General features: G+C 46.1%; 15 protein-coding genes. 8 read left to right on the top strand and 7 right to left on the bottom strand.

Annotated elements, in window-relative coordinates; translation table 11 throughout:
• Nucleotides 1–2: 2 nt before the first annotated feature.
• Nucleotides 3–1,403, top strand: a complete 1,401-nt coding sequence (locus A1sIIB76_RS06470; RefSeq protein WP_095697289.1) for a rhamnulokinase — start codon at nt 3–5, stop codon at nt 1,401–1,403.
• Nucleotides 1,404–1,428: 25 nt separating this feature from the next.
• Entirely contained in the window at nt 1,429–2,271 is an 843-nt protein-coding gene (locus tag A1sIIB76_RS06475) for an HpcH/HpaI aldolase/citrate lyase family protein (protein ID WP_095697290.1), read from the top strand.
• A gap of 42 nt (nt 2,272–2,313) precedes the next feature.
• On the opposite strand, the gene A1sIIB76_RS06480 is transcribed toward A1sIIB76_RS06475, so the two are convergent.
• The 5 genes from A1sIIB76_RS06480 to A1sIIB76_RS06500 all read right to left on the bottom strand — a co-directional run bounded on the left by A1sIIB76_RS06480 (nt 2,314) and on the right by A1sIIB76_RS06500 (nt 7,029).
• Nucleotides 2,314–3,441 (bottom strand): mandelate racemase/muconate lactonizing enzyme family protein, encoded by a 1,128-nt coding sequence (locus tag A1sIIB76_RS06480; protein ID WP_095697291.1) that lies wholly within the window; start codon nt 3,439–3,441, stop codon nt 2,314–2,316.
• A gap of 174 nt (nt 3,442–3,615) precedes the next feature.
• Complete coding sequence (locus A1sIIB76_RS06485; RefSeq protein ID WP_095697292.1) at nt 3,616–4,398, bottom strand: SDR family NAD(P)-dependent oxidoreductase; 783 nt, start codon at nt 4,396–4,398, stop codon at nt 3,616–3,618.
• Nucleotides 4,395–5,273 (bottom strand): SMP-30/gluconolactonase/LRE family protein, encoded by an 879-nt coding sequence (locus A1sIIB76_RS06490; protein WP_095675380.1) that lies wholly within the window; start codon nt 5,271–5,273, stop codon nt 4,395–4,397. The genes A1sIIB76_RS06485 and A1sIIB76_RS06490 overlap by 4 nt, the downstream gene beginning before the upstream one ends.
• Before the next feature lie 131 nt (nt 5,274–5,404).
• The gene (locus A1sIIB76_RS06495) at nt 5,405–6,271 is read right to left on the bottom strand and encodes a sugar phosphate isomerase/epimerase family protein (RefSeq protein ID WP_190286234.1); all 867 of its coding nucleotides are present in this window, start codon (nt 6,269–6,271) and stop codon (nt 5,405–5,407) included.
• The gene (locus A1sIIB76_RS06500) at nt 6,268–7,029 is read right to left on the bottom strand and encodes an SDR family NAD(P)-dependent oxidoreductase (RefSeq protein ID WP_095697294.1); all 762 of its coding nucleotides are present in this window, start codon (nt 7,027–7,029) and stop codon (nt 6,268–6,270) included. The genes A1sIIB76_RS06495 and A1sIIB76_RS06500 overlap by 4 nt, the downstream gene beginning before the upstream one ends.
• 136 nt (nt 7,030–7,165) lie before the next feature.
• Between A1sIIB76_RS06500 and A1sIIB76_RS06505 the strand changes: the two genes are divergently transcribed.
• Nucleotides 7,166–7,927: an SDR family NAD(P)-dependent oxidoreductase gene (locus A1sIIB76_RS06505; protein WP_095697295.1), complete on the top strand. Its 762-nt coding sequence runs from the start codon at nt 7,166–7,168 to the stop codon at nt 7,925–7,927.
• Here A1sIIB76_RS06505 and A1sIIB76_RS06510 read toward each other — a convergent pair.
• Nucleotides 7,924–9,051 (bottom strand): CaiB/BaiF CoA transferase family protein, encoded by a 1,128-nt coding sequence (locus A1sIIB76_RS06510; protein WP_095697296.1) that lies wholly within the window; start codon nt 9,049–9,051, stop codon nt 7,924–7,926. The two genes, A1sIIB76_RS06505 and A1sIIB76_RS06510, sit on opposite strands and share 4 nt — an antisense overlap.
• A 119-nt stretch (nt 9,052–9,170) precedes the next feature.
• On the opposite strand from A1sIIB76_RS06510, the gene A1sIIB76_RS06515 reads away from it, so the two are divergent.
• The 5 genes from A1sIIB76_RS06515 to A1sIIB76_RS06535 all read left to right on the top strand — a co-directional run bounded on the left by A1sIIB76_RS06515 (nt 9,171) and on the right by A1sIIB76_RS06535 (nt 13,728).
• Nucleotides 9,171–10,208: an alpha-ketoacid dehydrogenase subunit beta gene (locus tag A1sIIB76_RS06515; protein WP_095697297.1), complete on the top strand. Its 1,038-nt coding sequence runs from the start codon at nt 9,171–9,173 to the stop codon at nt 10,206–10,208.
• Entirely contained in the window at nt 10,205–11,200 is a 996-nt protein-coding gene (locus A1sIIB76_RS06520; RefSeq protein ID WP_095675386.1) for a thiamine pyrophosphate-dependent dehydrogenase E1 component subunit alpha, read from the top strand. The genes A1sIIB76_RS06515 and A1sIIB76_RS06520 overlap by 4 nt, the downstream gene beginning before the upstream one ends.
• On the top strand, nt 11,200–11,439 hold the full coding sequence (locus A1sIIB76_RS06525) for a biotin/lipoyl-containing protein (protein WP_095675387.1): 240 nt from the start codon (nt 11,200–11,202) through the stop codon (nt 11,437–11,439). The genes A1sIIB76_RS06520 and A1sIIB76_RS06525 overlap by 1 nt, the downstream gene beginning before the upstream one ends.
• An 88-nt stretch (nt 11,440–11,527) precedes the next feature.
• Entirely contained in the window at nt 11,528–12,568 is a 1,041-nt protein-coding gene (locus A1sIIB76_RS06530; protein WP_095697378.1) for a mandelate racemase/muconate lactonizing enzyme family protein, read from the top strand.
• Nucleotides 12,569–12,681: 113 nt separating this feature from the next.
• Complete coding sequence (locus tag A1sIIB76_RS06535) at nt 12,682–13,728, top strand: LacI family DNA-binding transcriptional regulator (RefSeq protein ID WP_095685128.1); 1,047 nt, start codon at nt 12,682–12,684, stop codon at nt 13,726–13,728.
• Between the two features lie 31 nt (nt 13,729–13,759).
• Here the strand turns inward: A1sIIB76_RS06535 and A1sIIB76_RS06540 are convergent, their stop codons facing one another.
• Nucleotides 13,760–15,202 carry an L-fucose/L-arabinose isomerase family protein gene (locus A1sIIB76_RS06540; protein ID WP_095675390.1) on the bottom strand — a complete coding sequence of 481 codons (1,443 nt, stop codon included), beginning with the start codon at nt 15,200–15,202 and terminating at the stop codon, nt 13,760–13,762.

Consider the following 15,202-nt stretch of genomic DNA (forward strand, 5'->3'; position numbering starts at 1 on the left):
CTATGGCTTCTTACGCAGCGATTGATTTAGGTGCAACCAGCGGCCGTGTGGCAGTTGGGACTATTTCGGATGGAAAAATCTCCTTCGAAGTTATTCACCGTTTTACCAATGACCCCATTGATGATCCTGTAGATGGTCTTCTTTGGAACTGGTCCAAGCTTCAAGAAGAAGTTCTTGTAGGGCTGAATATGGCGGCGAAGAAATATCCCTTAACATCAGTGGCCGTTGATTCTTGGGGTGTGGATTACCAACTTCTTAATAGCGATGGATCGCTTAACAAAAGAGTTTTTTCCTATCGAAATTTACGACTCGAAGGAGTTATGGAAGATACGACCAAGCTAGTTGGCAAAGAGCGAATCTATAAAAGTACTGGAATCCAATTTCTCACCTTTAACACAATTTATCAATTAATCGCTGGGCTCTCAATTGATGAATTTGATGGTGCTTTTCAATTTCTAATGCTTCCCGATGCACTTAATTATTTCCTCTGCGGGAGTGCGACGCAAGAGGTAACTAATGCATCTACTACTCAATTACTTAATCCCATAACGCGCGATTGGGATTGGGATTTGATTGCAGAATTAGATCTCCCCAAGAGAATTTTTCCCGCACTCCATGAAGCGGGAGCATTTTTAAGCAAGATTAAGGGCCATGGAGAACTCGACGGGATTCAAGTGGTGGCAGTGGGTTCACACGACACCGCATCGGCCGTTGCAGCCGTACCCATGACTCATCCGGAGAAATCCATTTACATCTCAAGTGGAACATGGTCTCTGGTTGGTTACGAGAAATCGCAAGCAAATACTTCCAATGAAGCATTTGAAATCGATTTAACAAATGAATTAGGTGTGCAGGCAACTGTGCGGTCCTTGCGTAATGTGGCTGGAATGTGGTTGCTATCAGAATGTCAGCGAGACTGGGCTGCCCAAGGATTAGATATTAAGGTCGAAGAACTCGTTGCCGCGGCGCAGAAGGTGCCTGCCAATTCCTTTCTTATCAATCCTAACGATCATATCTTTTTGGCTGCCGGAAACATGGTCGGCCGTATTGCCGAGTATTGCATTGCAAATAACGCACCAGTTCCCAATACTCCGGCGGAGTATGCACGTTGTATTTTTGACAGTTTGGCTGCTGCTTATGATCAGATAATTTCTGATTTTGAAGAGGTGGAAGGCCATTCATTTGATCTCATTTATGTAGTGGGTGGAGGCAGCGCCAATGATTTCCTCAATCAATTGACCGCTGATGTCACCAGAAAGAAAGTTATTACTGGCGCAGTAGAAGCTACTCTCCTAGGAAATATAGGTATGCAGGCTATTGCTGCTGGAGAAGTCTCGGGCTTAGCGCAACTACGTGAAATGATTTCAGCATCGATTACCCAGAGGATTTTCCTTCCTTCGTAAGCCCGCTGCCTCTAGACTAAGCAACATGCGTTCATTGCTCTGCGTGCCTGCTAGCCAGCCAAAGATGGTGGAAAAGGCTCTGACGCTCGATTGCGATCAGATAATTCTTGACCTGGAAGATTCTGTTACGCCCGCAGATAAAGTAGCGGCTCGCGCATACCTTAAGGATTTTCTGAGCAAAGTTGAGAGTAAAAAGAAAATTTCACTCCGTGTTAATGAACTCTCAAGCACCTTTGCCAAAGCCGATATTGATCTCATCTGTGGTTTTAATCCACAACCTCTTAGTTCAGTTATTCTTCCTAAAATACATAGCCTGGAGGACGTAAAGAGCTGGGCGGCTAAACTTCCGGCCAATATGCAACTTGAAGTACAAATTGAAAGTGCGATGGGGCTCATCAATGCGCCACAGATTGCATCTCATCCGCAAGTGATCTCCCTTGCCTTTGGGCCAGCAGATTTCATGGCTTCAGCAGGAATGCCAAGTAGTAATCCTGGAACTCCTTGGGCGGAAGCAGCCAACGCACTGCAATGGCCGCTGATGCAAGTTGTGATTGCAGCGCATGCGCACGCAAAGACTGCCTACGATGGGCCTTACTTTCAAATCACCGATGATGCCGGCCTCTCAAGCTCTGCCCGCACCGCCCGCGCTTTAGGTGTTGATGGGAAATGGGTGATTCATCCAAATCAAATCGCTCTGGTCAATGAGGCATTTACACCGAGTCCGGCAGAGATTGCACATGCAAAAGAAATTATTGCCGCATTTAACGCATCATCAGGTGCTACTAATCTCGACGGCCTGATGATTGATGAAGCATCAAAGAAGGTTGCAGAACGTTTATTAGAAAGAGCTGCTCAGATTCACAACTAGCCATTCTTCGACCAGTAAAACCGATGCGCTTTCTAGAAAAACTCACTTCTTCTGGCGATACTTATTAACTACATCCTCGTTGATTTCGATACCTAGTCCTGGCCCGGATGGTGGGTAGACCCAGCCATCTGTATGGGTTAGCGGGGTTGTAACGAGATCATTTTGCATCGGGTTAGCAAGTGGCTTAAATTCGAAGAGCTTAAAGGCCAAACTACTAAAGCTGACCGCAATACTTGCCGCAGAGACGATTGCAGATGACCAAGCGTGAGCGTTGGCCTGTCGCTTTGCTGATTCAATGCGAGAGACAATCTTTGTAAAGCCTGTGACACCTTCTACGCGGCCAGGATCAATACCAAATACATCGCAGGTGCCAGTGGCAATAATTGCCTCATAGCCGGCAACATTCCATTCGCGCTCTCCGTAAGCGATGAGAGTTTTAGTCTTATCGCGAAGTGTTCGATAACCCTCAGGGTCCCAAGCACCGAGTGGTTCCTCAATCCAATCAATGTTGTACTCATCAAATGCCTGCACGCGCTTTACCGCAGTTGCAACATCCCATTTAATTGCATAGCCAAGATCAATAATGAGCTTCTTATCTGGACCAAGTGCTTCACGCATCTGCTTTACATACTCAACATCGCGATCGTGTTCGTATCCAAGATGTGCATTCCCGCGCTTACCAAATCCGACTTTCACTCCTTGCATTCCAGTTGCAAGCCATCCCTTAGCTTGTTCAGCCATTGCCGGAATTGATGAGTCGTGAGCATGACCAGAAGCAATAGCCGGGAGTTTCTCGTGCACAGGTCCGCCGAGTAAATCAAGCAAACTTGCATTCAGAGCCTTACCTTTAAGATCCCAGAGTGCGATATCAATTGCAGAAAGTGCATATGCTGCTAAGCCGCCACGGTATCCATACCACCAATAACGTTCGCGAATTGATGTCCAGATTGCCTGATTATCAACCGGAGACTTTCCGATAACGAACTCGGAGAGTCCCTCTATGAGAGCTGCAACTGCAAAATTTGCTTCTTTAAATTGTGTGATGGATTCACCCCAGCCAACGAGGCCGTCATCGGTAGTGATTTTTACCAGGCAGAGGTATCGCTCAGCATTAAAGTCGTTGGGTTCAGGATATGCGACGGGGATTGGCTCAACTTTTACAATTTTCATAGGAACCCTTTTCGTTGTTGGAAAATATTTCTGCCATATTCCCCGCTGGTATCGTTTCCAGATACTACTCCCAGCATAGAAAAATGGGAAGAGCTAAATGGATAGTGGATAAAAAATTAGAGATCTCAGGGCCAGAGTCCACTACTTGGACATCGTGAGAATCGTTGACCTTCTTTATCGTGCGGTATGTCCACCATCTACGGCTAAGACTATTCCGGTGACCATACTTGATGCGGCCGAAGACAAGTAGACGATTGTCCCGACCAGTTCTTCTGGTTGGCCCAGTCGCCCTAATGGAATATTTCTTGTGAAATATTCAGCGCCTTCTGGATTTAATGAAATTGCCTTCTCCAACATTGGGGTTCGAAAATGAGTCGGCGCAATTGCGTTGACTCGGATTCCCAAGGTTGCCCACTCCATCGCCAAGGTGCGCGTAAGAGAGTTAATCCCACCTTTGCTGGCAGAATAATTCGCAATCCCGGTTGTGATTCCTACCAGGCTTGCAACTGAGGAGATGAAAATCATCGAACCTTGCACTTTAGCCTTAATCATCTCTGCTGCAGCGAGGCGCACAAGGTTCCATGATCCGGTTAAATTGACATCAATAACATCTTGCCAATCCTTATCTAGCATTTCAACGGCAGTACCACGCCGATTTATTCCAGCCGCCGCAACGACAATTTCTGGAACTCCAAATTTCTCGATTAATTGTTCTAAACAAATTGCGAGCGCAGCTGTATCTCTCACATCGGCAACAAGCGGAGTTGCGATTCCACCCTGAGAAATAATTTCATCACAGACTTCTTGTACTTGATCTGAAGCAAAATCGAGGGCTCCTACTTTTGCGCCGCGAGCAGCTAAACCAATGGCGATTGCTCTTCCCAGTCCGTTTCCAGCACCTGAAATCAGCACGATTTTGCCTTGCACAGAGAACATTGGGTCAAAAGAATCGGTCATGCTATTGCACCTCGAAATAGTTCCATCCCTCTTACTCCGACCGGAATCCGCCAGAGTCTTCCTTCCATGGGTTCAGCAACTGAAATAGTGTCAATATCGCCAAAATCGGTGATGATTAAGTTTTCACCTTCGAAGACGCAATTGAGTGGAACGCCCCCAGTTTTAAGAAAATCAATATAAGTTCCGTCTGGCTTAATGATGTCTACACCTCCACCTGTATAAGTAGTAATCCATAGATTTTCATTTACATCAATTTTCAAACCATCAGGAACGTGACCTTCAGGTAACTGCGCAATCTTCTCTGATTTCCCACCTGGACGCAATCGATATACACCGCCTTCATATGAATCTACCCAAACAATGGTGCCACCCGCTTCTGCAACAATGCCATTGGGGAACGCTGCGGGAATCTCATCTAAAAGTTCGCCAGTGCCATCAGGATTTACCGCAAATATGCGTCCCAGTCCTCTATCTTCAGGGTCGTAATCTGCTGGATCTGTAAAGTAAAGTCGTCCATCAGGTCCAAAGCTCAAATCATTTGGGGCTTGTAATTTATATCCATCAATTTGCTCAACAATGATTTCGACGCTGCCATCTGGCCAAGCCTTCTGGATAGAAGGTACTGACATAACTTTGGCTCTCCATGTACCAGCCGTGCCACCATTTTGCGTTATATATACAGCTCCATCTGAACCTAGCCTGCAAGCATTCGGTCCACCACCACAGTTCGCGTAATCATGAATTCCTCGTGTCGGTGACCAAGCAATAATTCTACTTGTAAATGTTTCTACCATCACGATACGGCCATCAGGCAAAATGTCAGGACCTTCTGGATGACCTAGCCCTGTTGCGAGTGTTTCAATATCTGCTTTCACGTTTTCTCTCTCATTAGAAACCTGCTCATAGAAACCTTTCCATAAGCATAGACTGTGCAGGAATGGCGTCAATAGAGCAGATGGGAATTCCTCCCTCTTTTAAACTCTTCTTAAGTCAATTAACATGAAAATTAGGTATTTAGTTCACGGGCTAGGTAGGCAACTGCCTGCGCTGCAACTTCTTTCACCTCTAGATCAGTAAATAGATTTGATATCTCTGCAACTACAGGAGAGCTAAAGTTCTTTTCTTTCAACACCTTCATGCAATTCATTAAACCAACATCTCCAGATCCAAAGAATTGACTTGGCCACCATCCAGTGGGGTGTTCATGACCTTCAATTTTCCTGACATCTTTTGCCTGAATCATAAATACCTTATCAAGATTGAAATCTCTCAAAAGTTGCTCTGGATTTTCTCCCACTCGAAAGACATTTGCTAAATCCAAACACATCCCTAGATAGGGAGAATTGAACTCTTTGATAAATTCCATGAGTTGAACGGCTAGAAAGTCTGCATGATTTTCAATAGATATCTTGATCCCAAAATTTTCAGCCGCTACCAGCATTGACTTCACAAGGGGTCGAAGCGTCTCTAACCGTTCTTGCACCGGCATATCAAAATTCCAATGATTGCCCAGCACAATCCGCATCTGCGGAAGTCCTAATTCATGGGATACCTGCAGGAAATACAAGGCATCAAATAACATCTCTGGTTTGCGCCCGCCATCGAATCCGTTTGGATGGCCCCAGGTGAAGACCACGGTGCGGTTGGGTTTTGCCAACCAGTTCTTGATATCTGCTTTGAAGGTATCAATCTCGTTTTTTAAGTAGACGGTCTGCAGCGAGACGAAAGAGACTCCTTGTTGATCTGCAAAGTCAAAGAAATCCTTTAGCTTCCACTGTTCCTGAGAAGGCTCTTCCCACTTAGTGATCTCGCCAAAGAATCGATGGAAGGTGTAGCTATCGATACCAACGTTGGTAGCGACTTCGTCTTTCACCGAGAGAGCCATCCGCCATCCACGGGAAGAATTACTCCATGTAGGTAATCTGCTGCGTGGGAAGCTAAAAACAGGGTCGGTCCAACGAGGTCTTCTGGGTTGCCCCATCGCCCACTTGTTAAGCGAGCTAATACACTCTTTTCTCTCTCAGGATCCTTCCACACATGTTGATTGAGTTTGGTTTTGATATATCCAGGAGCAATCGAGTTCACATTTACTCCGTGGGGCGCCCATTCATTGGATAAGGCCTTAGTAAGTTGGCCAACCCCACCTTTACTCGCGGCATATCCAGCAACATTTAATCCACCTTGGAATGTCAGCATGCTCGCATAAGTAATAATTTTTCCAGATTTTCGCTTAATCATCTCTGGCGCAACTGCCTGTGCTAAACGGAAGGTCGCAGTTAAGTTCACTTGAATCTGCGCCGACCATGCATCAAGGGTCAGGTCGATGGCAGGTCCTGGCATGGCGTTGCCATGTGCCAACACCAAAGTGTCAATCTGACCTAGCGCTTTTGTTGCCTGCGCGACTGCGCTTAGGCATGAATCATCTGATAGGAAATCAGCAATCACATAAGTTAAGTTCCCACCAAATTCAGAGTATTTCTGCTGTGAAATTTTCACCGCATCCTCGTCGCGAGCCAACACGCAAACATGAGCTCCGGCTCGGAGAAAACCCTCGACTAGTGCAGAACCTATTCCACCTGTACCGCCAGTGAGTAAAACTTTAGATCCAGTGATACCGAATAGTGATTCCATTAAATTTCCACCTTAAATATATTGACTTTTCTATGGGTGTGCTGTGAAATAGACTGTAGCGGTTTATGTAACAATATTAAATAGGTGTTTTGGTAATTTTTCGAAAGAACTAACTAACTCGGGGAGTGGGGCGTCCATGTGGCGAAGTGATTCAGGATTAACGGGTAAAAGTGTTGTTGTTACTGGAGCCGCAGGTGGAATTGGCAAGGCAGTTGTCCAAGGATTGGCAGAAGCTGGGGCTCACGTTCTTCTCGTTGATATCCCCGGATCCCCAGTTGAGGAGATAATTTCTGGCTTGGCAGGCACGGGGCATAAGTCACTTCAACTAGATTTATCGCAACTAGCCAATCACAAAGGTATTTTTGAGCTCGCGCAAGAGATGGCGCCCATGGCTGCTTTTGTTCACTGTGCAGCAGTTTTGCGCCGGCGCTCAACTGTGGATGAGATAACAGAAGATGATTGGGATTTCCAAATTGATACCAATTTAAAAGCAACCTTCTTCTTAAACCGCACCGCCCGAGATTCATTCCGGAACGCCGGCACAAAGGGTTCCATCGTTAACTTTTCCTCTCAAGGTTGGTGGACCGGTGGCTTCGGTGGTTCAGTTGTATACGCCGCCAGTAAAGGTGGAGTTGTCACAATGACTAAAGGTCTTGCTCGCTCATTTGCACCAGATGGGGTGCGCGTCAATTCGGTCTCTCCTGGTGGAGTCGATACACAGATGATGGTGGGTAATCAAACTCCAGAAGCTTTAGCAGGATTCGTTTCAATGATTCCACTTGGCCGCCTTGCTACGCCAGAAGAGCTAGCAGGTCCAGTGATATTCCTAGCTTCAGATGCTTCTTCTTACATCACCGGGGCTGTGCTTAACGTCTCCGGTGGACAATTAATGTATTAATTGGGTCTGTGTGGGGCGGAATTTCTAATTGGTGGCCTTTCTCCATTAAATCGGATTGGGACCCCCGGGATCTTCTTTACCTTACTTGTCTCATCAGGGTAAGGCAGCAGTATCTCCACTGCTTGCGCCTGTAGATCATTTAACAAATCTTCGGGCTTGGAAACGCGATCTACGGGAACTCCCTGTCTACCAAGATGTTCGGCCCAATGCTTAGCGCCCTGGGTTACCAAGACCTTTTCTAGCTCAATTCGAAGTAGCGCTGCATTCGCAACTCGGCTGGTATTAGTCACAAATTGTGGGTTCGTAATCAAATCTTCGCGATGGAGTAAGACACACAACTTAGAAAAAATATTATCGTTGCCCACTCCAATGCAGATGTCTCCATCAAGTGTTTGATAGAGACCATAAGGACCAAAAGCTGGGTGACTTGCTCCAAATCTTTCAGAAGGCTTCCCACTCAGTTGGAACGCGGAAAGGTGATAACTCACCCACGACGCACCTGTCTCATAGAGCGAAGTTTCTACTACCGAACCTAGCCCGGTTTCAGCGCGTTTAACTAAGGCAGCCAAAACTCCAATAGCTAGCCACATCCCGGCGCCCATATCGAGTACTGAGACACCGGCTCGAACAGGTTTTCCGTGAGGTTCGCCGGTAACATGCATGATTCCGGTTCGCCCCTGCAAGGTGGCGTCATATCCAGGCACAGATGAATCTGGTCCGCTGCTGCCATAAGAAGATAAATTGCCAAAAATCAACCCTGGTTTTATCTTCATCAGTTCATCTGGGGTCAGATGCATCGCCGTTAAACGCTCCGGAAGAAAATTAGTCAGAAAGACATCGGTATCAGCCAAAAGCTTTTTCAGCTCTGCCTGACCTTCTGCCGATTTGAGATCGATACTGATTGCAGATTTGTTCCGATTCACAATATGAAAATAGGCTGATCTATCTCCATCTTGCGGTGTCATAGTTCTCGAGGCATCACCTGCCGGAGTCTCCACTTTAATTACCTCTGCGCCCAAATCAGCCAGAATTGCCCCACCAAAAGGACCAGCAATGTTAGAGGTTGCATCTAGGACCTTTAAGCCCGAGAGCGGCAAGTGCTCAAATAGTGATTTGTTGTACATGTGAAGCTATTGACTCCTATGGTGGGAAAGTTATATTCTGACATGGTATCGTTTCCATAGGCTTGAGTAAAGCAAAATGTAAACAAAATAGGATTTATCCTTGTGAAGGGTTATAAGAAATGACTGAACAGGTCCTTGAGAGCGGCACAAAGGAAATCCGTTTTCGCCAAGCAATAGCAACGGCGCTGGCAGATGAGATGAGAGCCGATAAGTCAGTAATGATTTTCGGCGAAGATGTGGCAGTAGCTGAAGGGCCATTTAAAACTTCAGAAGGTCTGCTTCAGGAATTTGGACCCCTTCGCGTTCGAGATACTCCCATCTCTGAGATGGCATTCACGGGCGCCGCAGTCGGAGCAGCAATCATGGGAATGCGCCCAGTTGTTGAAATTATGTTTATGGAATTCTTAGGGGTCGCACTCGATCAGCTCGTTACTGAAGCGGCAAAGATGCGTTACCTCAGTAATGGCATGTTATCTGTACCGATGGTCGTGCGTGCTTCTTGTGGATCTGGTTTAGGTTTTGGTAGCCAGCATTCGCAAACTCTTGAAAACTGGGTAAGTGCAACCCCAGGATTAAAAGTAATCACTCCTAGCGATGCTCAGTCGGCATACAGTTTGCTTCGAGCAGCAATTCAAGATCCAGACCCAGTAATGTTTCTTGAAACTAGAGTTCTTTACGCCGATCGTGGACCAGTTGATACCTCATTAAAAATGGAGATCGGTAAGGCGCGAGTTCTGCGTTCAGGAAAAGACATTACTTTGGTATCGATGGGACAAATGGTAAAGGTGTGTCACGAGGCTATTAAGATTTCTGGAATTGATGCCGAACTTATTGACCTTGCGACCATCGTTCCTTGGGACCGCCAAACTGTCCTTGAATCAGTGAAAAAGACTGGTCGTTTGGTCGTGGTTGAAGAAGCTCCACTCAGTGGTGGCTGGGGCTCTGAGATACTTGCTGCAACTACTTCAAAGCTCTTCTCATCACTGAAAGCAGCGCCATTTAGAATCACTACACCTGATGTTCCAGTTCCTTATAGTGGAACTTTGGAAGCAAGATACATTCCAACAGCGCAAGATATAGCTCGCCAACTTACAGAATCATTGAAAAACGGATTAACTCCGAAACAGTGGTGGGAGATTGAAGGTCTAAGCTCATGAGTGCTGAACTAAAACGTCGATCTGCCTTAGCCGGCAATAAAGTTGCTCAGTATGAACGTATGATTGAAATACGTACTTTAGAAGAACAGATAAATGCGCTCTTTGCCTCAGGTGAGATTAGAGGCACGACACATTTGTGTATCGGGCAAGAAGCACTTGCAGTTGGTATGGCATCAGTGCTTCGACCTACAGATATTGTTTCAGCAACGTATCGCGGTCACGGAATTGCACTCGCACTTGGACTTAGCCCGGAATCAGTCTTGGGCGAAATCATGGGTAAGACAGTTGGCTGTTGTGGTGGCGTAGGCGGCTCTATGCACTTAAGCAACATGGAATTAGGACTTCTTCCTACTTCGGCAATTATCGGAGGCGGTATGCCAGTTGCTGCAGGCGCCGCGCTCTCATTCCAAACCCGAGGAACAGATGATGTAGCAGTTGCTGTTTTCGGTGATGGTGCAACAAATATTGGAGCTTTCCATGAAACCCTGAATTTAGCGGCTATCTGGAACCTGCCTATTGTCTTCATTTGTGACAACAATGTTTACGGCGAATACAGCCGCATCGATATCACGACACCGCTGGAAGATTTGCACCTGCGGGGCGAGAGTTATCGCATGCCTCACTATGCAATTGATGGCATGGATATTGCAGCCGTGCAAGAAGGTATTCAAAAGGCTGTAGATCATGCAAGAAGCGGTAAAGGACCAACTTTTATCGAAGCAAAGACTTACCGATTCTCCGGCCACTCTAGAGCCGATTTAGCGCTCTATCGCCCAGAAGGAGAGTTAGAAAAATGGCAAGCACGCGATCCAATTAAATTGACTGAAGAAAAACTAGTCAAAGAGAAGTTAATTGATGCTGCTCAAATTAATAAGATTAAAGAGGAGACTCTTAAGGTAATCGAGGGTGTTGTTGAAGTGTGTAAGAGCGCTCCAAATCCTACTTTGGCTTCAATGTTCCAAAATATCTATACCGATAAGAAAGGTAAATAATGAAAACCAGCGTCAAACTTCCACGACTTGGTGACACAGTGGATGAGGTTTTCCTTTTAAACTGGAAGAAATCAGTCGGTGACCAGGTTGAAGCTGGTGAGATGGTCCTTGAGGTAGAAACTGATAAAGCTTCGGTTGAAGTTCCATCTCCCGTGAGTGGGAAAATTACTGAACTCCTATTTAAGGAGAACGACGCGATAAAAACAGGCGACGTCATTTTTACCTGCGAAACCAATTAAGGGAGATAAAGTGCCAATTATAGAAAAAATCGAGACGATTCCGATAAAGGTACCTCTTAAACACCTCTACAAAGGTTCGTACTACAAGATGCGTAACCGCTGCACAATCATCACAAGAATTACGACATCTGATGGAGTAGTCGGCCAAAGCTATAACGCTGACACAGATGAAGAGCAACACGAAGTCTTAGGCATTATCCATGACGAGATTGTTCCTGCGATTATCGGCATGGACTCGCGCCAGATTGAAAAAGTGTGGCACGCAATGCTTCCCGTTACCTTCGATCAATTGCGCGATCGCGCAATTCCGATGCAATCTATTGCATGTATCGATAGTGCGCTCTGGGATGCATTTGGAAAGCGCGTTAACCAGCCTTTATGGCGCCTATGGGGTGGATTCCGAGATCGGATTCCAATGATTGGAATTGGTGGTTACTACGGTTCCAGTGAAGCTGACTTAGAACGTGAACTTCAATTTTTCAAGGAAGAAACTGGCACAGTTGGTATGAAATTTAAGATTGGGGCAAAACCGCCTGAGGAAGATGCTGCCAGATTAAAGCTAGCTAAGAAAATTGTTGGTGATGATTTTCTATTCGTAGTTGATGCCAATCAGGGATATACCGTTCCGGAAGCACTGGCATTCTTGGCATGCATTGAGGATTCGATTGAGTTGCGTTGGTTTGAAGAGCCAACTCGTTGGCATTCAGATTGGCGCGGGCTTCGTGACATTCGAACTCGTGGAAATGTCAATGTTGCCGCTGGACAAAGTGAGTTCACCAAACTTGGTATGCGCGAGCTAATGGTCAATGATGCAATCGATGTATGTAACTACGACGCATCTTGGGGCGGCGGCCCAACTGAATGGCGCCGCGTTGCAGCTCTTGCCGCCACTTTTGATGTGCAACTAGGTCACCATGAAGAGGCTCAAGTATCATCGCATTTATTGGCATCGGTGCCTCACGGTACCTATACCGAATGCTTCTCCCCAACCCGAGATCCTATTTTCTGGGAGATGCTCGCAAATAAGAAGCCGCTCGATAACGGCAACTTCCTGCTCTCAGAGGAGCCTGGATTCGGCTGGGAGCTAGACGAGGACTTCATTGCAAAATACAGGATTGATAAGAATTAATTCCCTGTAATTTCTTGCAAGCAAGGTAATTCTCCTATAATGCGGTGAACGCATTTACTCCTTTTTAGACTCCACACACCGCAAAAGAAGATAGCCCTGCGAAAGGCAAAGTTTTGAAATCTAAGAAAGTAGCTAGGGTCCGAATCGAGGATGTCGCTGCCCAAGCGGGTGTGGCTATCTCTAGTGTTTCTCGTGTTCTCTCCGGACATAAGTCGGTCTCGGAAACAATGAAAATAAGGGTTGAGAAGGCTGTCAATAACCTTGGATATAGACCTGATCATCTAGCGCAATCTTTGCGTCGTGGAACAACACACACCATCGGATTTATGATCCGAGACATTATGAACCCGTTTTTCTCAACTATCGCGCAAAGTTGTGAAGCAGAGCTACGTAAATCTCATTATTCAATGATTCTTATCAATTCATCGGGCACAGAAGATACTGAAAAGTTAAACTTTGCTATTTTAAAGAGCAGGCGTGTGGACGGCGTCATCGCGTCACTGGTCTCTGAGACATCTGATAGCGTGAAAGAAGACCTCGAATTATTCGGTGCACCAACGGTTCTCCTAGATCGTAAGCTGCCCGGAGTCACAAGTAGCGCCGTACTTAGCGATCATGCATTGGGTGTTAAAAAGGCAGTTGCACACCTTCTTTCACAGGGCCACACTCGCATAGCTTTTATCTCAGGGCCAAAAGATATGTATGTAACAAAGAACCGCTTAGAAGGTTTTAGATCCGCTTATAAAGATGCTGATGAGAAGATTTTTCCTGAGCTCATCCGACTTAAGGACTTTACTGAAAAATATGCCAAGGAAGAAACTTTAAAATTGTTTAAGCTCCCAAAGCCGCCCACCGCTATTTTAACTGGTGGAATTGGAGCTTCCGGTGGAACGTTGCATGCCCTTAAAGAGATCGGCAAGGTGCCAGAGAAGGATGTCACCATCATTGCCCTAGATGAATGGCCTTTATTTGACTTGTTAAATCCACCTATTTCTTCGGTCTATCGAAATCCTGAATTAATCGGTAGATATGCTGCTGAGCTGATTCTGGAGTTAATCCGTGGCGAGGCTCCAAGAACTATCTTGATTCCGACGACTTTCCATAACGTTGCAGAGACGAAGGCTAGAACAAATAGCAATAAAGGAAAGAAGTCCTACTAAATTTCTTTGATTCTTAACAGTCTAAGAGCTACTAGATAACAACCATCTCAATATCAAGAAGTTCTGCAATTGAACGCAGTTCTGCCACGCGGTGGCCGGTTCCTAGCGCCCAGTGGTGAGGCACTCCAGTAGCACTCCAGGCATCACACCATTCACCTGGATTCATTCCAAAATCAATCAGTGATGTTGTATTTCCAAGCAGAAGACGCGGGCCAGCAACAACTTCACCTTCGGAGGCAACGAATTGATAGCTTCCGTTCTTGCGCTGATTAACTCCAAAGGTAGTGACCGGTCCATGTTTGACACCGATTTCAACCGAAACTCCATAACCACGCTTACCGTGGAAAACACCGAGGCCACGAAGAATTGGTCGGTCATTTGTAATTGATAGGTGAGCAGGGCCATCGTGGCCCATTTCAACAACACCAGAATTAAAGTTAAGTCCCTGGAACTCAGTGAAAGATCCACCTGCGCCAATTCGATCAAACATCAACATTCCGATGGATGTGCGCAATTCATACTCACCCACAGCAGGAACGCCTTCTGCGGTAAGAAGTGAACAACCAAGAATCATTCCAGCACCGAGACGCTCGTGAATTTCTCCATCCAGACCACGGTGGTAGTAAGCAAGACTTGAAATATCGAAATCATCAATGAGGCGGCGAAGTCCAACTGCTACTTGTCCTGCCCAACGCAAATCATCATCGTTAACTGTTGAATCTAAATCAAAGATTGAACGAGTTTCATCAAGGACTGCGTTAATCTCTTTTTCAGTTGCCTTCTCAACGCGCACGCGTAAGTCATCAAATTCAAGCACTTCCATATGACCACCAAAGTGAGTAGTCACCATAGTCATATCGGTGGATACATCTAACATTCCAGGGTAAAGGTGGCCCATAATGCCATGACGTGAGTTGCGAAGCATTGCGCGAATTCCAGCAGCTTGAATCCAACCATGAATCTTTGTCCATGCGCGTTCTTCGCGTAGGAATCCTGATACTGATCGGAATGGAACTCCGGCCCGCTCAAATGCGTTAGCTACTTCTGGCAGTGGACAAGCTCCACAGTATGCCAGCCAATCACCGGTGTCGAAATTTGCGTGATCCATCTGTTCAGTTGGTTGCAAGTTAATTACGAGCACAGGCGAATTAGAACGCTGGGCAATAGGAATAACCATTGATGATGTCATGTAGGTAGTTAAGAACATTACGATCATGTCACAGCCTGCAGCACGTAACTTCTCAGCAGCTATTGCACCTTCTTGTGGATCAGAGATAAATCCAGCATCAACTAGTTCAACATCCATCGCCCCGATACGTTGTGAGACATACTTTGCTGATGCTTGTAGTTGCGGCAAGAGATGTGGAAATTGCGGCCAGTATGTGCCGAGTCCGCCGGCAACTAAACCAACCTTGATAGTCCTCTTAGGTCGACGAGCAGGAATGATTCTCTGTGTAGAAACATTGACCGTCAT

The organism is Candidatus Planktophila versatilis, assembly GCF_002288265.1.
Lineage (GTDB): Bacteria > Actinomycetota > Actinomycetes > Nanopelagicales > Nanopelagicaceae > Planktophila > Planktophila versatilis.